The 23,561-nt window shown below is 51.1% G+C and carries 22 protein-coding genes; 15 read left to right on the forward strand and 7 right to left on the reverse strand.

Translation table 11 applies throughout. The features are described 5' to 3' along the window. Window positions 1–39: 39 nt before the first annotated feature. On the reverse strand, window positions 40–1,428 hold the full coding sequence (locus FH603_RS07930) for an outer membrane protein assembly factor BamB family protein (RefSeq protein WP_186736935.1): 1,389 nt from the start codon (window positions 1,426–1,428) through the stop codon (window positions 40–42). A gap of 349 nt (window positions 1,429–1,777) precedes the next feature. Here FH603_RS07930 and ggt point away from each other — a divergent pair, with 349 nt between their 5' ends. Continuing rightward, window positions 1,778–3,475: a gamma-glutamyltransferase gene (gene ggt, locus FH603_RS07935; RefSeq protein ID WP_186736936.1), complete on the forward strand. Its 1,698-nt coding sequence runs from the start codon at window positions 1,778–1,780 to the stop codon at window positions 3,473–3,475. Between the two features lie 103 nt (window positions 3,476–3,578). Here the strand turns inward: ggt and malQ are convergent, their stop codons facing one another. Next, window positions 3,579–5,153 carry a 4-alpha-glucanotransferase gene (gene malQ / locus FH603_RS07940; protein ID WP_186736937.1) on the reverse strand — a complete coding sequence of 525 codons (1,575 nt, stop codon included), beginning with the start codon at window positions 5,151–5,153 and terminating at the stop codon, window positions 3,579–3,581. A 282-nt stretch (window positions 5,154–5,435) separates the two neighbouring features. Between malQ and atpD the strand changes: the two genes are divergently transcribed. The 4 genes from atpD to udk all read left to right on the forward strand — a co-directional run bounded on the left by atpD (window position 5,436) and on the right by udk (window position 8,888). After that, window positions 5,436–6,962, forward strand: coding sequence for a F0F1 ATP synthase subunit beta (atpD, locus tag FH603_RS07945; protein ID WP_186736938.1), 1,527 nt, complete (start codon window positions 5,436–5,438; stop codon window positions 6,960–6,962). A gap of 100 nt (window positions 6,963–7,062) precedes the next feature. Further along, window positions 7,063–7,791, forward strand: a complete 729-nt coding sequence (locus FH603_RS07950) for a hypothetical protein (protein WP_186736939.1) — start codon at window positions 7,063–7,065, stop codon at window positions 7,789–7,791. 76 nt (window positions 7,792–7,867) lie between these two features. Then, a complete protein-coding gene (gene atpC / locus FH603_RS07955; RefSeq protein WP_186736940.1) occupies window positions 7,868–8,113 on the forward strand; it encodes an ATP synthase F1 subunit epsilon in 246 nt (81 codons plus the stop codon). Between the two features lie 154 nt (window positions 8,114–8,267). Further along, complete coding sequence (gene udk / locus FH603_RS07960; RefSeq protein WP_186736941.1) at window positions 8,268–8,888, forward strand: uridine kinase; 621 nt, start codon at window positions 8,268–8,270, stop codon at window positions 8,886–8,888. Between the two features lie 103 nt (window positions 8,889–8,991). Here the strand turns inward: udk and FH603_RS07965 are convergent, their stop codons facing one another. Then, window positions 8,992–10,089: a ferredoxin--NADP reductase gene (locus tag FH603_RS07965; RefSeq protein ID WP_186736942.1), complete on the reverse strand. Its 1,098-nt coding sequence runs from the start codon at window positions 10,087–10,089 to the stop codon at window positions 8,992–8,994. A gap of 172 nt (window positions 10,090–10,261) precedes the next feature. Between FH603_RS07965 and nadA the strand changes: the two genes are divergently transcribed. The 4 genes from nadA to nadB are packed head-to-tail and all read left to right on the forward strand — an operon-like array spanning window position 10,262 to window position 13,443. Next, the gene (gene nadA, locus FH603_RS07970; protein WP_186736943.1) at window positions 10,262–11,251 is read left to right on the forward strand and encodes a quinolinate synthase NadA; all 990 of its coding nucleotides are present in this window, start codon (window positions 10,262–10,264) and stop codon (window positions 11,249–11,251) included. 11 nt (window positions 11,252–11,262) lie between these two features. Beyond that, on the forward strand, window positions 11,263–11,493 hold the full coding sequence (locus tag FH603_RS07975) for a DUF433 domain-containing protein (RefSeq protein WP_186736944.1): 231 nt from the start codon (window positions 11,263–11,265) through the stop codon (window positions 11,491–11,493). Beyond that, on the forward strand, window positions 11,477–11,848 hold the full coding sequence (locus FH603_RS29225) for a DUF5615 family PIN-like protein (RefSeq protein WP_186736945.1): 372 nt from the start codon (window positions 11,477–11,479) through the stop codon (window positions 11,846–11,848). Before FH603_RS07975 ends, FH603_RS29225 begins: the two co-directional genes overlap by 17 nt. 8 nt (window positions 11,849–11,856) lie before the next feature. Then, entirely contained in the window at window positions 11,857–13,443 is a 1,587-nt protein-coding gene (gene nadB / locus FH603_RS07985) for an L-aspartate oxidase (RefSeq protein ID WP_186736946.1), read from the forward strand. Window positions 13,444–13,462: 19 nt separating this feature from the next. On the opposite strand, the gene kdsA is transcribed toward nadB, so the two are convergent. Then, window positions 13,463–14,278 (reverse strand): 3-deoxy-8-phosphooctulonate synthase, encoded by an 816-nt coding sequence (gene kdsA, locus FH603_RS07990; protein WP_186736947.1) that lies wholly within the window; start codon window positions 14,276–14,278, stop codon window positions 13,463–13,465. 231 nt (window positions 14,279–14,509) lie between these two features. Between kdsA and FH603_RS07995 the strand changes: the two genes are divergently transcribed. From FH603_RS07995 to FH603_RS08015, 5 genes are all read left to right on the forward strand, one after another. Beyond that, window positions 14,510–14,749 (forward strand): acyl carrier protein, encoded by a 240-nt coding sequence (locus tag FH603_RS07995; RefSeq protein ID WP_080237456.1) that lies wholly within the window; start codon window positions 14,510–14,512, stop codon window positions 14,747–14,749. 144 nt (window positions 14,750–14,893) lie between these two features. After that, entirely contained in the window at window positions 14,894–16,144 is a 1,251-nt protein-coding gene (gene fabF, locus FH603_RS08000; protein ID WP_186736948.1) for a beta-ketoacyl-ACP synthase II, read from the forward strand. A gap of 3 nt (window positions 16,145–16,147) precedes the next feature. Then, window positions 16,148–16,909: a ribonuclease III gene (gene rnc / locus FH603_RS08005; RefSeq protein WP_186736949.1), complete on the forward strand. Its 762-nt coding sequence runs from the start codon at window positions 16,148–16,150 to the stop codon at window positions 16,907–16,909. A gap of 239 nt (window positions 16,910–17,148) precedes the next feature. Beyond that, complete coding sequence (locus FH603_RS08010) at window positions 17,149–17,610, forward strand: Hsp20/alpha crystallin family protein (RefSeq protein WP_186736950.1); 462 nt, start codon at window positions 17,149–17,151, stop codon at window positions 17,608–17,610. Between the two features lie 238 nt (window positions 17,611–17,848). Next, on the forward strand, window positions 17,849–19,393 hold the full coding sequence (locus FH603_RS08015; RefSeq protein WP_186736951.1) for a Do family serine endopeptidase: 1,545 nt from the start codon (window positions 17,849–17,851) through the stop codon (window positions 19,391–19,393). Window positions 19,394–19,478: 85 nt separating this feature from the next. On the opposite strand, the gene gmd is transcribed toward FH603_RS08015, so the two are convergent. Next, window positions 19,479–20,591, reverse strand: coding sequence for a GDP-mannose 4,6-dehydratase (gmd, locus tag FH603_RS08020; protein WP_186736952.1), 1,113 nt, complete (start codon window positions 20,589–20,591; stop codon window positions 19,479–19,481). 81 nt (window positions 20,592–20,672) lie between these two features. After that, on the reverse strand, window positions 20,673–21,269 hold the full coding sequence (locus tag FH603_RS08025; RefSeq protein WP_186736953.1) for an SPOR domain-containing protein: 597 nt from the start codon (window positions 21,267–21,269) through the stop codon (window positions 20,673–20,675). A 121-nt stretch (window positions 21,270–21,390) separates the two neighbouring features. Here FH603_RS08025 and murB point away from each other — a divergent pair, with 121 nt between their 5' ends. Continuing rightward, complete coding sequence (gene murB / locus FH603_RS08030) at window positions 21,391–22,416, forward strand: UDP-N-acetylmuramate dehydrogenase (RefSeq protein WP_186736954.1); 1,026 nt, start codon at window positions 21,391–21,393, stop codon at window positions 22,414–22,416. A 110-nt stretch (window positions 22,417–22,526) separates the two neighbouring features. Here the strand turns inward: murB and FH603_RS08035 are convergent, their stop codons facing one another. Next, window positions 22,527–23,441 (reverse strand): ROK family protein, encoded by a 915-nt coding sequence (locus FH603_RS08035; protein WP_186736955.1) that lies wholly within the window; start codon window positions 23,439–23,441, stop codon window positions 22,527–22,529. Window positions 23,442–23,561 lie beyond the last annotated feature (120 nt).

The following is a 23,561-nucleotide window of genomic DNA, read 5'->3' on the forward strand; positions in this document are numbered from 1 at the left end:
TTACGACGGGTACGTTCGTCAAAATCAGGCGTCGATCGCTTATTGCTGTCCGCCACTGATGCCTGCCGGGAAAGGAACCAGATTCGTATTGGCCAAGCAGGGGCTTGCCAGTAACCTGGCGTCCATTGGCAGACGCCACCGGACCGCTCCATTGGTAGCGTTCAGGCAGTATAAACTTGTATCCTGGCCACCAAAGTAAACAAATCCGTTGTATACCACGGGGCTCGAACTTATGATACCACCCGTTCCAAACTTCCATTTGAGGGCACCCGTAACGGCATCGAGCGCATATAAGGTTTTATCTTCACTGCCAATATAAACCACCCCGTTGGCGATAGCTGCGCTGGAACTGATCTGTCCACCCGTACTGACTTTCCATTTGAGGGCACCTGTGGCAGCATCGAGCGCATATACGTTTTTGTCTCCGCTTCCAACGTAAACCAGGCCGTTAGCAACAGCCGGGCTCGAACTAATGATGCCTCCCGTTCCAAATTTCCACTTTATAGTACCTGTAACTGCATTGAGGGCATACAGGTTGTAATCGTTGGTACCACTATACACCAACCCGCCCACTACGGCCGGACTGGATGTAATTATTCCCCCCGCGCCAAACTTCCATCGCTGATTTCCGGTCAGGACATCGAGTGCATACAGCGTTTGATCTTTGCTCCCTACGTAGACTACCTTATCAGCAACGACTGGGCTTGATGTCAAGCCACCCGCTGTGCCAAACTTCCAGCGCAGATTGCCTGTCAGCACATCGAGCGCATACAGGGTTTGATCTTCACTGCCTGCCAGAACCAGTCTGTCTGAGACGATCGGGCTGGACAACATACTTTTCCCTGTGCTGAATTTCCATCGCTCTTTACCCAACTCAGCATCGAACGCATAGATATTGCCGTTTTCACTACCTGTAAAGGCCATACCGGCTGCTACAAAAGCGCTGGACGTAATCGATGCCCCGGTAGATGCCCGCCACTTGACAGCACCCGTACCAGCATCGATGGCAAAAAAGTTGCCCGAACCGGTACCCATATAAACAAGTGAACCACCGTTGGCAATGGTGCTGGCTACGCTGACCGAAACAACATAAGCCTGCGTCTTATTATCCATTGCTGTGACGGTATAGGAAACCGGTTTGGTGAAATTTTGAGCAACAGCCGTACTTGGCGACACCGTTGCGTTAGACGATACGGTAATGTTGGGAATCAGCCTGGTCAGATCCGTACCGACTGGTACTGTAGCCCGAACGGTGTAGATTAATGAGTCGACAACGCCCGCAACGGGCGGAGCCAGCTTGTCGAAGGTGAATGACTCAATAGCCTTACCCGTACTGATTGGTAAGGTATCGACCGAATTTTTACAGGCTACCACCAGCAAAACAAGACTGATCAGTCGCAATAGGGAAGTCGCTACATTTCGGAACATCGACACTTGATAATTAGATATGAGACAGGATTACGGTCAAAGCCAGTATTGACAAACTTTTGCCTGGCCATACAAAGGCTCCGCTCTGCAAATCGGCCCATAGCGCGTTGGCGAATGAGCAGCAGACTGGAACCAGTGTAGCAGTCAAGCATTTATAGTGCCAAAGTGACAAATTGTGTTTACAAGAATGCTACCCCCTGGTAAGTATCCGGCACTCGTTCAGCAGGTTGTCTGTTGGTAAGGCTTGGTGCTTGTGATGTGGCAACTATCTGGAGCATTTCGTTTATCTTGTGCGACGGCCTGAGCGGCCTCCTGCCAGTCTCTGTTAAGCCTCCCACATACCCTGTTTATGAATCGATCGCTACTTACTTTCTGTCTCTGGAGTACACTGGTCTCTTTTACTACGGCTCAGGATCGACTCAGTGGTAAATCATTTGCCACACGCGCGGTTGTCATGGCCCGCCACGGAATGGTCTGTACGTCTCACCCCCTATCGACTCAGGCAGCGCTCGATGTGTTGCGGTCGGGCGGAAATGCTATCGATGCAGCCATAGCCGCTAACGCAATGGAGGGTCTGGTCGAACCGCACGTCAACGGCATTGGTGGAGATCTGTTTGCGATTGTCTGGGATGCCAAAACCAAGAAGCTGTATGGCCTGAACGCATCAGGGCGGTCCCCGTATTCGCTCACCCTGGCCGAACTCCAGAAACGGGGACTCAAGCATATCCCGTCCGATGGTCCCTTACCTGTTTCAGTACCCGGCTGCGTGGATGGCTGGTTTACAATGCATAAGCGATTCGGCAAAACGCCCATGCCCAAAATTTTGTCGCACGCCATTCGCTATGCCCGCGAAGGTTACCCCGTTCATGACGAAGCTGCTTTTTACTGGCCATCCATGATCGCCCGGTTTAGCAAATACCCGAACGTAAAAGAAACCTATGCGCCCAACGGAGCAGCCCCTAAACGGGGTGAGCTTTTCCGCAATCCGGATTTGGCCAATACGCTGGAGAAAATCGCGACCGGCGGCCGCGATGCGTTTTACAAAGGCGACATTGCAAAGAGTATCGATGCCTTTATGAAAAAAATGGGCGGCTACCTGAGTGCAAAAGATTTAGCCGACCATACATCGGAATGGGTTGAACCGGTTTCCACCAACTACCGCGGTTATGATGTTTGGGAGTTGCCGCCCAACAGCCAGGGTATTGCCGCGTTGCAGATGCTGAATTTGCTGGAAGGCTACGACTTTTCGCAGACACCCTGGGGCAGCGCTGAACATATCCATCGATTTATTGAAGCCAAGAAGCTGGCCTTTGAAGACCGGGCCAAATACTACGCCGATCCTGACTTCGCCAAAATTCCTGTTCGGGAACTTGTCAGCAAAGCGTACGCCACCGAACGGCGTAAACTCATCGACCTTAACCGGGCGGCCAGCCGGGTTGAAGCAGGCAATCCTGCCCTCAAGCAAGGCGACACCATCTACCTGACCGTGGCCGATGAAGAAGGCAATATGGTATCGTTGATCCAGAGTAACTACCGCGGCTTTGGGTCGGGTATGGTACCGGACGGACTGGGGTTCATGCTTCAGGACCGGGGTGAACTGTATAGCCTGATCGACGGACAGAATAATACATTCGCTCCCCACAAACGCCCTTTTCAGACGATCATACCGGCATTTATAACCAAAGATGGACAGCCTTTTATGAGTTTCGGGGTAATGGGCGGCAGCTTTCAACCGCTGGGTCATGTCCAGATTGTGATGAACATGATCGATTTCGGGATGAACCCGCAGGAAGCGGGCGACGCCCCCCGTATCGATCACCAGGGCTCGTCGGAGCCGACGGGCGAGAAGATGATCGATGCCGGTCAGATTACGCTGGAGTCGGGTTATCCCTACGAGACCGTCCGGGATCTGATGCGCAGAGGACATAAGGTCGGCTACGGGCTGGGTGGGTATGGTGGGTATCAGGCCATTATGTACGACGCAAAAAACAAAGTCTACCACGGCGCTACAGAATCCCGAAAAGACGGGCAGGCTGCAGGATTTTAAACAACACGTATTCCCGTTTTCAATACAAAGCCCACATCGTCAGTACCCAGTTAACGGTGCTGACGATGTGGGCTTCGTACTGAAAACGAGTCACGTCAATTACTTAAACGCGCCCCGTCATTTTCGTTAGTTTCAATAATTTCGCAGCTGCTTCGGCGGTCAATTGTCCCAGTTCCAGCCGCCATTGCCAGCTCCGTCCACCCAAACCCGGCGTGTTCATTCGATGGCTTTCGTTAAGATTGAGCACATCCTGAACCGGCATAATGGCTAGCCGGGCTACCGACTGCATCGTCAAGCGACAAATCTGATCGACTACGTTCTCTTCCGTAATCGGAAAGCCAAAATAATCATCCATTCGCTGGCGATGTACCGCATCGGATTCCCGGAACCAGCCGAGTGTGGTGTTGTTATCGTGCGTTCCGGAGTACACGACAAAGTTTTCGGTATGGTTGTGTACGGCGTAAGACGATGTGGGAAGGTCCTCCCCAAACCCGAACTGAATCACGCGCATACCCGGAATGCCATAGTGGCGTAAATAAGGCTGTATGTCAGCCGCTTTAGCGCCCAGATCTTCGGCAATGATAGGCAGCTGCACAAACTGGCGGTACATCGCCTGCATGAAGGCTTCAATGGGTGCCTTAACCCATGTACCTACCTGGGCAGTTGGCTCACTGGCCGGAATCTCCCAGTACTCGGCAAAGCCAAGAAAATGGTCCAGCCGGGTCAGGCTGTAAAGCGACATCTGGTGCCGCATCCGCTGCATCCACCAGCTAAATCCGGTACGCTCGTGTTCAGCCCAGTCATAAATAGGGTTACCCCAACGTTGTCCATACTCACTGAAATAATCGGGGGGCGCACCGGCTACAAACAGGGGCTCGAAGTTGGTGTCGAGTTTAAACAGACCCGGGTTCGCCCAAACGTCGGCACTGTTTAGCTGAACGTAAATAGGAATATCGCCGACCAGATGAATTCTTCGGTCGTAGCAATACGCCAGCAGCTCATTCCACTGCTTGAAGAAAAAGTACTGCAATACACTGATTACCCCGATACGGTCCTGAAGCCGCTCGGTCTGGTAGGCCAGCGCCGTTGGGTTACGCCGAACCAGGTCTTCGGGCCAGCGTAGCCAGAAGGGTTCTCCGGTTTCTTCCTGTAGCGCCGAAAAAAGGGCGTAATCGGTGAGCCAGCCACTATGCTGGGTACAGAACCGGTCGTAGTCGCTACGCTGCGCCGGGGTAGCATTACGCAGGAACGTTTCGGCAGCCTGATGAAGCAATGGTTTTTTTTTGATCCAGGCGGCATGAAGCACAGACTGATTCATTACCAGCGGCCCAGCCTGTACCGTCGATGCTGAAGTGGTTGATACGTTGGTTATCGTTAGGTCCTGAATGGGCTGGTCGTTGAACACGTCAAGATCCTGCTCAGTCAGCCAGTTATCTTCAGCCAGTTTCTCCAGGCTGATCATAAGGATATTTCCGGCAAATGCCGACGGGCTGCTATAGGGCGAAAACCCGGCCCCCGGGTCAACGGGCGTAAGTGGCAGAATTTGCCAGTAGGTTTGACCGGCTGAGGCCAGAAAATCGGCAAACCGGTAGGCTTCGGGGCCTATATCGCCAACGCCATGTGCGGATGGCAACGAGGTAATATGGAGCAGCAAGCCGCTCGAACGTTGTTGAAGCATTCGTTGAGTAGTAAAATAGGGGAATGTAGGTTGTTGGGATTCTGGCGAAAGCGGCCGATACCTCCTGATCAACACACCACAGTTGACCATTCCTTGTTTTTGTACAAATCTGCTCCAGCCTCCTTTTGTTCATTCTAAAACCTAAAAACCTTACTGCCAAACGTATTCAGTAGGTAAGCTGCCTAAAAATGAGTAACTGGCGTCTTGACCTTACGCGGTTTTTCTCCTACTTTTGCAGTCCCAAACAATGGGCAATATTTCAATAAGCTACATCACATACAAATGATTACGGCAACGGCAGTCAATACGGGTAAGATTACGCAGATAATCGGGCCAGTGGTGGACGTGAGTTTCGAGGGCGAAGGCTCCCGGATTCCCGCCATTCTGGACGCCCTCAAAGTAACCAAAGCCAATGGGCAGCAGGTGATTCTGGAGTGCCAGCAACACCTTGGCGAAGATCGCGTTCGGACCATCGCTATGGACTCTACCGACGGGCTGTATCGCGGTATGGTGGTCACTGACCTGGGTCACCAGATCACGATGCCAACCGGTGACGGTATCAAAGGACGGCTGTTCAACGTTGTTGGCGACGCTATCGATGGTATTCCTCAACCAAAAACGACGGGCACTGGCCTCCCTATTCACCGGTCAGCTCCCCGTTTTGAAGACCTGGCTACCTCGACGGAGGTTCTTTTCACAGGTATCAAAGTAATCGACCTGCTTGAGCCTTACGCGAAAGGTGGTAAAATTGGTCTCTTCGGTGGTGCCGGTGTCGGTAAGACCGTACTGATCCAGGAACTGATCAACAATATTGCTAAGGCATATGCCGGTCTTTCGGTATTTGCTGGTGTGGGTGAGCGTACCCGCGAAGGAAATGACCTGCTCCGTGAAATGATCGAAGCCGGTATCATTCGCTACGGCGATGCCTTCAAACACTCGATGGAAGAAGGTGGCTGGGATCTGACCAAAGTCGACATGGAAGAGATGACCAAAAGTCAGGCTACGTTCGTGTTCGGTCAGATGAACGAGCCTCCGGGAGCCCGTGCCCGGGTTGCCCTCTCAGGTCTGACCATTGCCGAACACTTCCGCGATGGCGACGGTGAAGGTGCCGGGCGTGATATTCTGTTCTTCGTCGACAACATCTTCCGGTTCACTCAGGCAGGTTCTGAGGTATCAGCGCTGCTGGGCCGTATGCCGTCGGCCGTGGGTTACCAGCCTACGCTGGCTACCGAAATGGGTATCATGCAGGAGCGTATCACGTCGACCAAGCGGGGTTCGATCACATCGGTACAGGCCGTTTACGTACCTGCCGATGACTTGACCGACCCAGCCCCGGCTACGACGTTTGCTCACTTGGATGCCACAACCGTACTGAGCCGGAAAATTGCGGAGTTAGGTATCTATCCCGCCGTTGACCCGCTTGACTCTACCTCGCGGATTCTGACCGCCGAAATCCTTGGCGACGAGCATTACAACACGGCCCAGCGTGTGAAGGAGATTCTGCAACGCTACAAAGAATTGCAGGACATTATCGCCATCCTGGGTCTGGAAGAACTTTCGGAAGACGACAAACTGGTCGTAAGCCGCGCCCGCCGGGTACAGCGTTTCCTGTCGCAGCCCTTCTTCGTGGCTGAGCAGTTCACGGGTCTGAAAGGCGTTCTGGTTCCTATCGAAGATACCATCAAAGGCTTCAACGAAATCATCGACGGCAAGTATGACCACCTGCCCGAAGCTGCTTTCAACCTTGTCGGCACTATTGAAGATGCGGTCGTGAAAGGCGAGCGGATGCTCAAAGAAGCTGGTCAATAAGCTACGGGTTTGTCATTCCCAAAAGGAATTATATTTCTTTTGGGAATGACAAACCGCACTCAATTCAGTCTCATACGTCACAAACAAGATCGATGCAAGTATGAATATGATTCGAATTGAGTGGAAAACGGCTTTAGTTCCTTTAGCCCTGCTGGTCTCAACACTGACGCTGGCTCAGGTGCCATCCGTTCCGGCGGGTGCTACGATCCCACCGGTGAAATCTCCCGCTTCAGGGGCTATCAACGATCCGTCGCAGACACCACCGGGCCAACTCAAAGACACTCTCTTCACTGCTGGAACAGCATCCACTGATTCAGCCAGTGCGTTGCCCGAAGCCCAGTTGGACAAAGCCGTTGACGCCCTCAACAAGGGCGACAAAGCTGCGTCGGCTCAGGCTCTGCAGGCCGGCATTGCTGGTATAGAAGCCGAAGTGCAACAGAAACCAACCTCCTTCAAGGATAAGGTACTTGCGCAGGTTGGCAAGCTTAAAACCTTGCTGCCTCTTATTGCGGGTGGCGGTTTAAGTGGTAACGTTCTTCAGAAAGCCGTAGGACTTGCCAAACTGGCTTCCGGCGCTAATCGTCTGGAAGGGTTACTATCGGCGGGATCGCTGATCGGTAACGCCAGTAAATTAACGAGCGGGTTGTCGGGTCTTGGTAGCGCCATGTCGGTACTGGGTGGGAAGCAATCAGCCGGACAGTCGCTGATTTCGACAGCGATGGCGGGCGTAAGCAAGTTGTCTGGTGGCGGGGCGCTGGCGAAAGCTGCCGAACCAGCCGTAAAAAGCCAGCTTGGCAGTGTACTTAATTTTGTAAAAGGAGCTTTATAACGAATGACGAATTATAAATGGTGAATGCATTTAAGGCAACTCATAATTTATCGTTCATCATTCATCATTCAATCACATGACGTTAGACATCATTACTCCTGACTGTAAGGTCTACTCTGGCGAGGCTACCGCCGTTACGTTTCCGGGCAGCGAAGGTCAGTTTCAGGTGCTGAACGATCACGCACCGCTGGTTAGTACACTGGGTCAGGGACCAATCGTAATTCAAACAGCTTCCGGGCAGCAGACCTTCACTGTCGATGGCGGTGTCGTTGAAGTTCTCCAGAACAAAGTGCTGGTTCTGGCCGAAGCGGTAGTTGTTTAACGAAACGGTGTAGGTAAGACTATTGAAAAGCGGGCTGCTCTGTTGGAGTAGCCCGCTTTGTTCGTAAGTGGCTTTTAAACGGACTTATGCCAGATTCATACCCACAGGCTGCGGTAAAGGAACCCGGCATTTTCCTCGTATTTTCGCTTTTACTATGATCAACAAACCGTTTATCGTCGGCATTACCGGCGGGAGTGCTTCCGGCAAAACCTCGTTCTTAAAAGGTGTATTGAACGCCTTCCCCGACGACCAGATCTGCCTGATCTCGCAGGATAATTATTACCGCACCCTCGACGAAATTTTAAAAGATGATCAGGGTATTCATAACTTCGATCTGCCCGAAACCATCGACCACCACCTTTACGCCCAGCATATAGGGCAGCTCCGGATGGGGCAAATAGTGTATCAGAAAGAATACGTTTTCAACAACGCCAACGTAGTACCGCGGATGCTTACCTTCCGGCCTGCCCCGATCATTGTGGTCGAAGGTATTTTCGTGTTTCACTTCCGCGAACTGGCCGATCAGATGGATTTAAAAATCTTTATTGACGCCAAGAACAGCATCAAACTCGAACGGCGCGTCAAGCGCGACGCCGAAGAGCGTGGTTACGACCTCGACGATGTCATGTACCGCTGGAAATATCATGTAAAACCGACCTATAAGCAGTTTATCAAACCCTACCGGGCCGAAGCAGATATCGTCATACCTAACAATGTCCACTACCAGAAGGGCCTGGACGTAGTAATATCATTCCTCAAAACGAAGGTAGGTTAAGAGGGAGAATGGAGGAAAGGGAGGAGGGGGGAAAGGGATTGCTGACGCCAGCACTCCCTTTCCTCCCTTTCCTCTTTCCTCCTTCCTCCCTCTCTTCCCCTTCTCATATCTCGATCACCACCCCATCGCTTTCGGGGTAACCGGTGCAGGTGAGTATCCAGCCTTCGGTCAGGTCGCGCTCCGTGAGCACATCGTTGATGGTCATGTGGACGCTGCCCGCCGTACAACGGGCTATACAAGTCGAGCAGCGCCCGCCCCGACAACTGTAGGGTAAGGTAAGGCCTTGGTCCAAAGCCGCCTGTAGAATGGACTTGTAAGCAGGCACCTGAATAGCAATTTCCTGCTCTCGTAATCGTAACAACAGCGTCCTGTCCTGTGCCAATGCGGGCGGTGGTGCCAGCGCAATAGGCTCAATAACGAAGTTTTCCCGCCGGATCTGCTCCGGTTTAATGCCGCTGAACACGAGCGTGAACTGCACCATCCGCATATAATCGACCGGGCCGCACACGTAAAAGCGAAGTGTCGGCTGGTCAGACGACCCGATCAGTTCAGGCAGCATCGTTTCAAGCATGACGTTATTCAGGCGACCCCGCCGAATAGTCCCCCGCCCCCCAAACCAATCGTCCGAAGGATTGCTCAGTAAATAGACCAACTTGAACCGGTTGGGGTACCGCTTGTGCAGGTCATCTAGTTCATCCCGGAAAATAATGGTGTGTTCACTAGTACTGCTATACAGCAACACAACACGCCGGGATGAATCGGACTGTAAGGCAGCTTTGAGCAGGCCAAACAAGGGCGTAATGCCACTCCCTGCCCCAATCAGTATCAGGTCTCCCGTTTGATGAGGATCGAGCGTAAACCGACCGGCGGGATAAAGGCTGGTGAGTACATCACCTTCGTGTATCGTATCGAGCAGGTACCGCGACATTTCACCGTTCTGAACCCGTTTGATGGTAAGCCGCAACGGCTCGCCCGGCACCGAGCTAAGCGAGTAAGATCGGCGTACTTCGTGGTCATTCGTTGAAGACAGGCCCGCTTCGCCGGGGCGGTGATTGAGAATAAGCGTTAGAAACTGCCCGGCCTGATACGGAACGGGCGACCCGTCTACAGACTCCAGAAAATAGCTGTTGGCTTCGGGTTGGCCGGGCGTTCCAATCTCCTGCTTTATGCGAGCAACCCGAAGTTGAAGAAAATTGGTCATACGATGTGTCCTTTACGTAGTTAAACCAGACAAACACCTACCCTTGTTTGAAAGCCCGAAACGTTTGCAGATATTCGCCCGGCCAGTCGACCAGACGCGTAATTGGGATACGGTGCTGTGACATTTACGGTGCTTTTATTGTTTATCCTACAAATTGCCAAGCAAACAGTACATGGAAGCTTTACTCGAAGAAGTACAACGCGTGGGTTATGTGAACAAACCCGTTGACGATTCTATAGATTTAGTAGCCGAAATAAAACGGCTCAAGAAAGAGAAGAACGCCGTTATTCTCGCCCACTACTACGTCGACGGGGCTATCCAGGATCTGGCCGATTACATTGGCGACAGCCTGGGTTTGTCGCAACAGGCAGCCAGTACAGAGGCAGATATGATCGTATTCTGTGGGGTGCACTTCATGGGCGAAACGGCCAAGGTGCTGTCGCCCCATAAAAAAGTAGTCATTCCGGACCTGAACGCTGGTTGCTCCCTCGCCGACTCGGCCCCTGCCGATAAGTTTGCCGAGTTCAAAGCCCGTTATCCCGACCATATTGTACTATCCTATATCAACTGCTCGGCCGAGATCAAAGCCCTGTCTGACATTATTGTGACGTCGTCCAACGCGCTGAAGATCGTTGAAAGCCTGCCGAAAGATCAGAAAATCATCTTCGCGCCGGACGCCAACCTCGGCCGGTTCGTGTCGAAGAAAACGGGGCGTGAAATGGTGCTATGGGACGGTGCCTGTATCGTTCACATCGACATCTCACTGGAAAAGCTCAACAAGCTTCGCATCGACTATCCCGAAGCGAAGTTCATTGCCCATCCCGAGTGTCAGGAACATATTCTCAGCGAAGCCGATTTTGTTGGCTCAACTACGGCACTGCTGAAATACGTTGTCGACAGCCCTGACCAAACATTCATTGTGGGAACCGAAGCGGGCATTCTTCATAAGATGCGTCAGGCTGTGCCGCATAAGAAGATCATACCAGCTCCAGCCACGGCCAACAACACCTGTGCCTGTTCGGAGTGCCCATACATGAAGATGAATACGCTTGAGAAGCTGTACAACTGCATGTTGTTCGAGCAGCCGGAGATTATCGTACCGGAAGACGTTCGCGTGAAGGCCGAGGCTTCTGTATTACGGATGCTGGAATTAAGCAAGTAACCTGAAGACGTATGAACTGGAGAGACTATATCACATCAGATCCGACTATCATGTTCGGGAAGCCAGTCATTAAAGGCACACGCATTCCGGTTGACCTGATTCTGGAGAAGCTGGGGAATGGCGAAACAATAGCCCAATTGTTAGAATCATACCCGCGCGCCACAGAAACAGGACTGTACGCCTGTTTGTTGTTTGCATCCGAAACCGTAAAGAACGAGGTGGTGTATGCCCAGGCAGGCTGACCTCTCGTTTGTAGCTGATGAAAATTTCGATTTCGCTATCGTCAGGCAACTACGCGCAAAAGGATTCACTGTTCTTTCTATAGCAGAGTCATTTTCCAGCATACCCGACACGCAGGTGCTTCAGATTGCCGTCGACAGAAATGCAGTTCTGCTTACTGAAGATAAAGATTTCGGTGAACTGGTTCATCGACTGCGTATGCCTCATTGTGGTATATTACTAGTCAGGCTATTAAAGATGACTAGTTACGAAAAAACGGAACGCGTTTTTGACGTCATTACTCATCAGGGAACCGAGCTTATAAATAGTTTTTCTGTACTGAGCAGCGACTTGCTCCGTATCAGACCCGCCAAATAAAGACACGAATGCCCCATCAATTCGACTTCCTTGTCATCGGCTCCGGTATTGCGGGCCTTAGTTACGCTACCAAACTGGGTATGCACTTCGAACGGCTAAACCAGCCTGTGCGCATTGGTGTCATCACGAAGGTTCAGGCCGATGAAACCAACACTAAATACGCCCAGGGAGGCATTGCTGCCGTGTGGGCCGAAGACGACACCTTCGCCAAACACATCGAAGACACGATGGTGGCCGGTGACTTTCTGAGCGACCGCCATATTGTGGAGATCGTTGTGAACGAAGGACCCGGCCGGATTCAGGAACTGATCGATTACGGCACCCGGTTCGATAAGGAACACGACAGCCCCGATTATGATCTGGCTAAAGAAGGCGGTCACTCAGATTACCGAATCCTGCACTTCAAAGACATCACAGGGGCTGAAATTGAACGGGCGTTGCTGGAGAAGACCCAGTCGCTCCCATCGATTGAGGTATTTACCCATTACTACGCCGTTGAGCTCATCACACGGCATCAACTCGGCGAAACGGTTCATCGCTATGATACCGACAACAAATGCTTTGGTGCCTATGTATTGAACACACAAACCGGGCAGGTCGAACGGTTCCTGGCCAAAACTACCCTGCTCGCTACCGGCGGTATCGGCAATATTTACCAGAATACGACCAACCCCAGTATTGCTACCGGCGACGGTATCGCAATGGCGTATCGGGCTAAAGGCATCGGTAAGGATATGGAGTTCATCCAGTTCCACCCAACGGCATTGTATGAACCGGGCAAGAAGCCCAACTTCCTGATCTCGGAAGCAGTGCGTGGTTTTGGCGGTATTCTCCGGAATGTTAAAGGCGAGACGTTCATGGAAAACTACGATTCACGCCTGTCTTTGGCTCCGCGCGATATTGTAGCACGGGCCATCGACTCGGAAATGAAAAAGGCCGGCGATCCGCATGTATACCTCGATGTGACGCACTGCGATTACGAGAAGTTCATTGAGCATTTCCCCAACATCACCGCCTACTGCCGCGATAATCTGGGCCTGGATTTGCGGAAAGATTACATACCGGTCGTTCCGGCGCAGCATTACCTCTGCGGAGGTATTCGGGTTAACGAATGGGGTCAGACGAATATTCAGTTTCTGTACGCCGTTGGTGAATGCGCTTGTACAGGCCTGCATGGTGCCAACCGGTTGGCCAGTAACTCGCTGCTCGAAGCCGTCGTATTTGGCCACCGGGCTTACCAGAAAACCGTTGAGTTGCTGGACCAGGCTACCGTTCCTTCGTCAATTCCTGCCTGGAACGACGCAGGGACGACCCACCCCGAAGAGTTGGTCCTGGTAACAGAAATGAAAAAGGAGCTGGAGTCGATCATGTCGAACTACGTGGGTATCGTCCGGTCGAACCGGCGACTCAAACGGGCTATGGATCGACTCGAACTGATTTACCTCGAACACGAGGAATTGTACCGGCAGTCGAAAGTGTCGGTTCCCATTTGCGAGTTGCGTAACATGATCGAGGTTGCCTATCTGGTTATCCGGATGGCGATGGCTCGCCGGGAGAATACGGGACTACATTACAGCCTGGACAACCTGAAGTAGCCCCGTACCACGAGTTAAATCACAAAATACTTTCCCGAACCCGCACGAGCCGTTCCAGCAGCGCTTCCAGCTGATCGAGCGGCAGCATATTGGCACCATCTGATTTGGCTACGGCCGGGTTCATGTGAGTTTCAATGAACAGCCCATCGGCCCCAACGGCAATGGCGGCTTTGGCAATGGTTGCAATCAGGGCTGGCTTACCGCCCGTTACGCCCGATGCCTGATTCGGCTGCTGTAATGAGTGTGTACAGTCCATAACCACCGGAACGCCGTGGGCCTGCATAGCGGGCAGATTGCGGTAATCGACCACCAGATCGCCATAGCCGAACGAATTGCCACGGTCGGTCAGAAACACAATAGCGTCCGGGTCAGCCGTTTTCACTTTCTCGACCGCAAAGCCCATACTTTCGCCAGAGAGGAATTGTCCTTTCTTCACGTTGACGGCCCGGCCGGTTTTGGCAGCGGCTTCGATAAGTTCGGTTTGGCGGCACAGGAAAGCCGGAATTTGAAGCACGTCGACGTATGGGGCGGCCATAGCCGCTTCGTCTGACTCATGAATATCTGTTACGGTTGGAATATCGAAGGTGTCGCCAACCTCTTTTAAAATTGACAAAGCCAGTTCATCACCAATTCCGGTAAATGAGTTGGCTTTTGTCCGGTTAGCTTTCCGGTAAGAACCTTTGAAAATATACGGGATTCCGAGTTTATCGGTAATCGTTACAATCTGTTCCGCAATCCGGAGCGCCATGTCACGGCCCTCAATAGCACAGGGTCCCGCCATCAAAAAAAAGCGGTTTGTATCGGTATGTTTCAGTTTTGGGAGTTGCATGGGCATACAGGTGATTTTAAGCTACAAAGGTGCGTAAAACTGGCGAACGACTCGTCTACGAAGGAGGATAGCACAGCCGTAAAGTGCCTGAACAATGAGCAACAACTTATTAACTATCAGCTTTTTAATCATAAATAAGGGCACCAAATAAAGGCGACATGACTCAAAAAATTGTTTGATAATACGGTAGTTAATCTGTTTATTTGCGCAGTTTTTTAACTCCAATGGACTACTAAAATGTCAGAAATTGCACAGAAAGTAAAGAATATCATCGTTGAGAAACTGGGTGTTGAGGAGTCAGAGGTAACGCCTGAGGCCAGCTTCACGAACGACCTCGGTGCAGACTCGCTCGACACCGTTGAGTTGATCATGGAATTTGAGAAAGAGTTTAATCTTCCTATCCCTGACGATGAGGCCGAAAAGATCGCTACAGTTGGCTTAGCGATTGAGTACTTGGAAAAGCACATCGGTAAGTAAGCCCGGCAAAGGCGTAAAGGCTTCTGCTATCAGCAAGCCTGATAATCGATTGTCGTTAGCCAAGCTATCATTTACCCGAAGACAAACGCTGTACGTAACCGTCCGGTATCGTCTTCTCTTTCCCTCATCACGCAGTATAACTGTATGACATTTAAACGAGTAGTAGTGACCGGCCTCGGTGCCTTAACACCGATTGGTAATGATGTACCCACTTATTGGAGCAACTTAGCCGCTGGTGTCAGCGGGGCCGGTCCCATTACGAAGTTTGACGCAAGCAAGTTTCGGACACAGTTCGCCTGTGAAATTAAAGGACTTGATGTAACGCAGCACATTCCGCGTCAGGATGCCCGCAAAATGGATGCGTTCACTCATTATGCACTGATCGCCACGGATGAGGCTATTCGTGACGCCGGTGTTGACGTGGAAACGCTCGATCGCAACAAAGTAGGGGTCATCTGGGGCTCTGGCATTGGTGGTCTCAAATCCTTCGAGGATGAGATGATCGATTATGCCAGGGGAGATGGTACGCCACGTATCAATCCGTTCTTCATCGTCCGAATGATTGCTGACAGCGCATCGGGGCAAATCTCCATGCGTTACGGTTTTCGGGGTACCAACTACGTTACCGTATCGGCCTGTGCTTCTACCAACAACGCTATTATTGACGCCCTGAACTACATCAGGCTGGGTCGGCTTAAAATGTGTGTTGTAGGCGGTTCGGAAGCAGCAGTTACCCGTGCTGGTATTGGCGGTTTCAATGCCAATCGGGCCCTTTCTGAACGCAATGACTCGCCCGAGACAGCTTCACGTCCTTATGATAAGGGCCGTGATGGTTTTGTATTGGGCGAAGGTGCCGGAGCGCTTATTCTCGAAGAATACGAACATGCCCAGGCGCGCGGTGCTAAAATCTATGCCGAACTGATTGGTGGCGGTATGTCCTCCGACGCCTATCACATCACGGCTCCTCACCCCGAAGGGCTGGGTGCTTTTCTGGCAATGCAGGATGCGCTGGAAGATGCGGGTATTGAACCGTCTTCGATTGACTACATCAATACTCACGGTACCTCAACGCCTATCGGTGATCCGCAGGAGTTGAAAGCAATTTATCAACTGTTCGGGGACCATTCGTTCAAGCTCAATATCAGTTCGACCAAGTCTATGACCGGGCACTTACTGGGCGCAGCGGGCGCGGTTGAAGCCATTGCAGCTATTAAAGCAATCGAACACCAGCTTGTTCCACCAACGATCAACTACGTCACTCCCGACGAAGAAATTGATTCTCGTTTCAACCTGACAGCCAACACGGCTCAGGCTCGTTCAATAACTACCGTTATGAGCAACGCGTTTGGGTTTGGCGGCCATAATGCCATCGTCATTTTTCGTAAACTTAGCTGAGCCGTGCAACTTGCTCTGCCTCGTAGTTTGTTCAATCCTCTCGACTGGTTCCGGTCGGGCGATGCCGATGCCCGCAGAAATCTGCGTCGGTCGATTGCGCACATTATTGGCGAACGACCATCGAACCTGGGCCTGTATCAGTTAGCCCTCAGACACACGTCGGCCTCGAAAGCTACGGCTATAGAGGGGTTTCGTGAATCCAACGAACGGCTGGAATACCTGGGTGATGCCGTGCTTGGTATGGTGATTGCCGAGTTTCTGTTCAAAAAGTACCCTTACAAAGACGAAGGATTTCTTACCGAAATTCGCTCCCGGATCGTAAATCGGGAAACACTCAACGGCATTGCCCGCAAGATTGGTCTTGATAGCCTGATCGAGTACGACGGTAGCCGCACCCGTAGCCTTCCCACGAGAACCTCCATGTACGGTGACGCGCTCGAAGCGCTTGTTGGGGCTGTTTATCTGGATAAAGGGTTCCGGTTTTCCCGTCAGTTCATCCTCAAAGAGCTATTGTCGCACTATGATATCGAATCGGTCGTGCAGAATAATGTCAACTTCAAAAGCCGCCTGATCGAATGGGCGCAGCGTGCCGGCAAAGACATTCGCTTCGAAATTCTGTCGGAGAAAGGCAACAGTCACTTCCGTGAATTTATTGCTCAGGTAATGATTGCCGACGAGCCCTTTGCTACCGGCTCCGGCTACTCCAAGAAAAAAGCAGAACAGGCTGCGGCTGAGAAAGCCCTAAGCTTACTGGACGAAAAATAAGCCGTATCCTTACTGCTTACCCCTTCAATAAAAAATCGATCCCACCCCTCCTTTCAGGTAGTATTTTTGGCATGATTGACTAAAAAAGTTCGTCCAACTTGTCATAAACAGGAGCTGGATATGGCTGCGAAAATGACAAATTGTCGCGTCCAATAACTCTTTAGCAATTGGTACGGGATTTGAAAAAGGTTAGTTGTTATCAGTTAATTAGTCTGTTTAACCAAAACCAACTAACTGTTATGAATCCGCTAATGCGCACGAACAACAACGTACCGTCGTTGATCGAGACATCCGCGTCGGCAATCCGATTCGGTCGCGACATGAACGATCTCTTCAACACAAACGCGCCTTCGATGCATAGTCTTCCTGCCGTAAATGTGGTGGAGCATCAGGATGGGTTTCGTATTGACGTAGCTGCTCCCGGCCTGAAGAAAGAAGACTTCAAGCTAAACCTGAACCATAATAATCTCACGATTTCGGCTTACCAGGAGTCGCAGAAAGAAGATAAGGGGCCAAATACCGAGAAATATACCCGTCGGGAGTTTAGCTACTCGTCTTTTCAACGGACTTTTACCTTACCAACTTCGGTTGATGCCGACAATATTCAGGCGTCTTATGCAGACGGCGTTCTGAAAATTGATGTACCGAAGCGGGACGAAGCCAAAGTAAAACCACCACGCCAAATTGAAATTGGTGGCTGATATGCCCTTGAGTACCAGAAAAGGCTCGTAAGAAACGTATCTGCGAGCCTTTTTTTTCACTCTAGATCCAGCCCTAACAAAGACCTGTTAAAATTTGTTAAGGACAAGTAATATCAGGATTTTTAGCTCACGATTTCCGTTATATCGACAAGTAGACAACCGTGGTAGCATAAGGTTAAGGATACGGTCTGATACCTGTCTTACACAAGCATAATAACTAGATTTCCCTATTTAAAACATGAAAAGCAACTGGAAACTCTTAGCGTTGATGGCACTCCTGTCGAGTGTGGTTACGCTGGCCGCTTATAACTTTCTGGGTTTTAACAACCGGGATGTTATTTTCAACGAATCGTCGCCAACACCGACGATTACGGGCCGCCTGGCGGCTCTGACGGGAAATGGCCCCATGGCCGCACCCAATGATTTCTCAACGGCCGCCGAATCTGTTACGCCTACCGTAGTACACATCCGGACAACCATTACCCGAACTGTGCGCCAGCAACAGATGCCCGACATTTTCCGGGAGTTTTTTGGTGATGAGTTTGGTCAGGGACAGAACCAAGGCCAGAGTCGGCCACGCCGGCAACAGGGTCAGGCATCTGGGTCGGGCGTAATCATAAGCAAAGACGGATACATAGTTACGAACAACCACGTAGTGCAGGATGCCGACGAGGTTGAGGTGATCATGACCGACAAACGTAGCTTTAAAGCAAAAGTGATCGGTACTGATCCGTTGACCGACCTGGCTGTTATCAAAGTAGAAGCGAACAACCTGCCTGCCATCGTACTTGGTGACTCCGACGCGCTTCGTTTGGGCGAGTGGGTACTGGCAGTTGGTTACCCACTTGATCTCGAATCAACAGTTACGGCTGGTATTGTCAGTGCTAAAGGACGTGGTATTGGCATTCTGCAACGCGAAAACGCCCGCCAGCAGCCAACGGATCCAAAAGCTGACACCCCTATTGAAGCATTCATCCAGACAGATGCTGCTATCAATCCTGGTAACTCGGGTGGGGCACTCGTAAACCTGCGTGGTGAACTGATTGGTATCAACTCAGCCATTGCGTCGGCTACCGGCTATTACAGTGGCTACGGCTTCGCTGTTCCTGTATCGCTGGTTAAGAAAGTATCGGCTGACTTACTGAAATACGGTAATGTTCAGCGTGGCTACCTGGGTATCCTGCCTATCGAACTCAACAGCACGATTGCTAAGGAGAAAGGGGCTAAAGTAGGTCGTGGTATTTACGTGGACAGTGTTGTCGAGAACGGTGCTGCTTCTGCTGCTGGTCTGAAGAAAGGAGATGTGATCGTGAAGATGGAAGGTCAACCCCTGGATTCAGATGCGCAGATGCGTGAGATCATCGGTCGTCGTCGTCCAGGTGATGCTGTAACTGTTACGATCAACCGCGATGGTTCAGAACGCGATGTTAAACTTGAACTGCGCAACCGCAACGGTGGGCGTGACGTTATCAAGAAAACGGAGGTAGCTACTGTCAATGCATCGTTGAAAAGCCTGGGAGCCGACTTTGAGGAACTGAGCGCTCAGGATGCCAAACAACTAGGCATTACTGGTGGTGTTCGCGTCAAAAAGATCGTCGATGGCAAACTGGCTGAAACCGATATTGAAGAAGGATTCATCATCGTTAAGGCCAATGGTAAGAACGTGAAGACAACGAAAGATCTGCAAACGATCATGTCGGCGGTGAAAGAAGGCGAAGGATTGATGCTGATTGGCATGTACCCCAACAGTTCCCGCATGTATTACTACGCTGTTCCGGTCTAAGATCAATCATAGACTACCCATAACAAGAAGGGGACGCTCATAATTGAGCGTCCCCTTCTTGTTATGGGTAGTCTATGATTGACGACTATTCGTAGTAGTTCAAAATCTGGTGACCGCTTTTGGCCAGTAGTTGGTCACGACGGAAGAGCGCGATATCAGCATTCATCATGTCGTTAACAAGAGCTGGCAGATCGTACTTAGGCTTCCAGCCAAGTTGCGACATGGCTTTTGCAGGATCGCCAAGCAAGAGATCAACCTCAGTTGGGCGGAAGTAGCGGGGATCGACGCAAACAACTTCTTTGCCAACCTCAACCGGGAAATCTGGATTCGATGCGCTAACGACCGTACCTACTTCACTGGCTCCTTCTCCTTTGAACTCAAGTTGAACGCCGATTTCGGCGAACGACATCCTGACAAAATCCCGAATACGGGTAGTAATACCGGTTGCAATAACGAAGTCTTCAGGCTTCTCCTGTTGCAGGATCAGGTACATAGCCTCCACGTAATCTTTAGCATGACCCCAATCGCGTTGCGAGTCAAGATTACCCAGATAAACTTTATCCTGTAGACCCAAGCCAATACGAGCGACGGCGCGGGTAATTTTCCGGGTTACGAATGTTTCGCCCCGTAGCGGTGATTCGTGGTTGAACAGAATACCATTACACGCATACATATTGTAAGCTTCACGGTAGTTTACCGTTATCCAGTAACCATATAGCTTAGCAACGGCATAAGGCGAGCGCGGGTAGAATGGAGTCGTCTCCGACTGGGCATGGCCCTGTACGCCACCATACAACTCCGAAGTGGATGCCTGATAGATCCGGGTTTTTTCGGTCAGACCCAATAGCCGAACGGCTTCCAGAATACGCAGGGTACCGATGCCATCTACCTGAGCGGTATATTCGGGCTCCTCGAAACTAACCTGCACGTGCGACATAGCACCAAGGTTATAAATTTCGTCGGGCTGCACTTCCTGAATGATACGGATAATGTTGGTTGAGTCTGACAGATCGCCGTAATGCAGTTTCAGTCGTATGTTACGCTCATGCGGATCTTCATACATGTGATCGATCCGCTGGGTATTAAACAACGAACTACGACGCTTGATGCCATGCACTTCATATCCCTTGTCTAATAATAACTCGGCCAGATAGGCTCCGTCCTGTCCGGTCACACCGGTTATCAACGCTTTTTTCATGGTACAATTACTGAAGAAGGCTGCTGCCTGACTTGTACAAAATACACTTCAAAGTTAGGGCACATGCCCTTAATTTCTGATTTATTTTATTAACAGGCTTCGCCGAACATCCACTTTGTCGGGCTGTAGCTGAGCCGATGCAATTAGCTGTCTGATAGATGAGTAATACCGCTCTGCATCCAGTCGACGCATGAAGTCCCCCACTTTAAGTTTATATGTTGGTTGGCTGTAACTCAGGTATGCGCTAAGTTCGGGAAAATTCTGATATATCAGTAACTTTACGGACTCAACTTCCTGACGCTGGTTACCAACATATACTTGTACACGAAACCCCGGCGCATACCGAACGGTCCGGTTTTTAGTCGCAATCGTATCCAGTACGGCATCCAGCCGACGGTTAACATGTAGGGCTTCAGCCGGGCCAGTGGGCTTGCGCGTATCGCTCCGGCGGGGCGCTGTTGCCGTGGGCGGTAGCGTTGTCGCGGGAGCCGCAGACCGGCTGGACGGCGCAGTAGTCACACTCGGGGGCGCTTTATAGGTGGGTCGTACAGATGCCAAATCCTCACTATACCCATTATAATCAACGGTTGTACGCCCTGAACTCGTTGACCGGCTGCTGGCACAACCCGCCAGTCCTAAAACCACTGCTATCAGCAACCCACTGTATTCGAAACGCATAACTATCATTGTATGAGACAGCAAAAATAACCATTTTGACTGTCTTCGTGTCACATGACCTTCCAGCTCACTATCGCCTACAGGATTTTGGTTAATTTTGTGCATCTATTTATGACGAAAGATGCTTAACATACAAAGCCACGTGTCGCTCAAACCTTACAATACGTTTAGGATTGATGCCCACGCCCGGTACTTGGTGGAAATTAATCATGCTGATGATATTAATACTCTTCTGCAATTAACTGATTTCGTGGGATTGCCTAAGTTAATATTGGGGGGAGGCAGCAATGTGTTACTTTGTCATGACTTCGATGGTCTGGTTATTAAAATGAATATCCAGGGTATTGATGTTATTCGGGAAGACGACGACCATATCTATCTGGTGGCCGGCGCTGGTGTCAACTGGCATGAACTCGTCCAATTCTGTGTTCAGCAGGGCTACGCTGGCATGGAGAACCTGGCGCTTATTCCCGGCACTGTTGGAGCAGCGCCACTGCAAAACATTGGTGCCTATGGCGTGGAACTGGAACAGGTCTTCGAATCCCTGACGGCTGTTCATACACAGACCGGGGAACGTCGAACATTTTCTCACGCCGATTGCCAGTTTGGCTACCGCGAGAGCGTATTTAAACGCGAACTGAAGAGCCATTACATTATTACCAGCGTTACCTTCCAGCTAAACAAACGACCAACGTTCCATACCCGCTACGGAGCTATTCAGGAGACGCTGACCGAAATGGGCGTGTCGGAAGACAAGCTATCGATAAAAGCCATTAGCGACGCCGTCATCCGGATACGGCGCAGCAAACTTCCCGACCCGGCACAGATTGGCAATGCAGGCAGTTTTTTCAAGAATCCTGAAATCCCAAAAACTCAGTTCGATACCCTGAAGGAGCAATTTGCTGAATTACCAGGCTATCCCATTGGCGATGAAGCCGTTAAAGTTCCGGCTGGCTGGCTCATTGAACAGGCTGGCTGGAAAGGTCACCGCGTTGGCGATGCCGGCGTTCATAGTAAACAGGCGCTGGTGCTGGTCAATTATGGCAATGCTACCGGCCAGGAACTGCTAAACCTGGCCAGACAGGTGCGGGATTCGGTACAGGAAAAATTTGGCATAGCCATTACGCCGGAGGTAAATGTGGTTTGAAAAGAGTCGTAGAAGTCGTAAGAGTCGTAAGTGGCTGACGCGAAAGCAACAAGCCTGCGTCAGCCACTTACGACTTCTACGACTTACGACTTCTACGACTCTTACGACTTCTACTCAAAGCATAACGAAGCGGCACCGAGCAGACCCGCGTCGTTTCCAAGCGTAGCCCGCCGGATGAGCAGGCCGTTCTTATAGTAGTCGTTAAGCCAGTAATCCAGCGTTTTATTAACAGCAGGCAGGATATAATCGAACGATGCCGACAGACCGCCCCCGATCAACACTTGCTTGATATCCAGTATTTTAATAAGCGTTGCCAGCCCTTCGCCCAGCATTTCGCCTACTTCATTCCAGATCTGTAAGGCCAGTTCGTCGTTCTCGGCTGCTGCTGCGACAAGACCCGTGGTGGAAATATCACCCTCGGCTGACAGTTGCGTTTCGCCGTTGAACTCGCTCCGGCGAAGATTGGCCAGATCGAGCAGTTCTTTTTTACCAATATTCCGTTCCAGCACCCGGCCATTACGCGACGGGATATGGCCAGGCTCCATGGCATTACCATCGCCCCCGGTAAAAATCTTTTTGTTGATAATTGCAGCGCCACCAACACCCGTTCCGAGCGTAATGAAAATGTAATTTTCCTTGATTTTTTCTTCAGCGAAGTAATATTCGCCTAAGGCAGCGGCATTGGCGTCGTTGGCCAGAAAAAACTGGACCCCCGCAAACCGTTTGGTGAGCATATCGACCATCGGCATACCATCGATCTCCGGAATAGCCGTAATTTCCAAAGGCACGGTCCGGTCGGTGTTGAGCATGCCGGGCAAGCCAATGCCTACTTTCTTAACCTCTTTGTTAGCCAGTAATTGCAGCGCTACGGCATCGCCAAACCGTTCAACAAAGTGGCCCGACTGCCGCCAACTCATGGTATCGTGGCTGTAGAAGTTGGAAATTTTGCCGGTGTCGGCTTCAACAATACCCATTTTGACGTTCGTGCCGCCAACGTCGATACCCAGATATTCAACAGAAGACATTCTTAAATTCTCGGTTTATAGTTTTGGTTGCTGGTTCTCGGACCGATGAAGTGGGCCGCAAGATACGAAAGAGTCGTAGAAGTCGTAAGGCCGAAACGCTATACGTCAACAAGTCACAGA

The sequence above is a fragment of the Spirosoma utsteinense genome (assembly GCF_014282275.1).
Taxonomy (GTDB): Bacteria; Bacteroidota; Bacteroidia; order Cytophagales; family Spirosomataceae; genus Spirosoma; species Spirosoma utsteinense.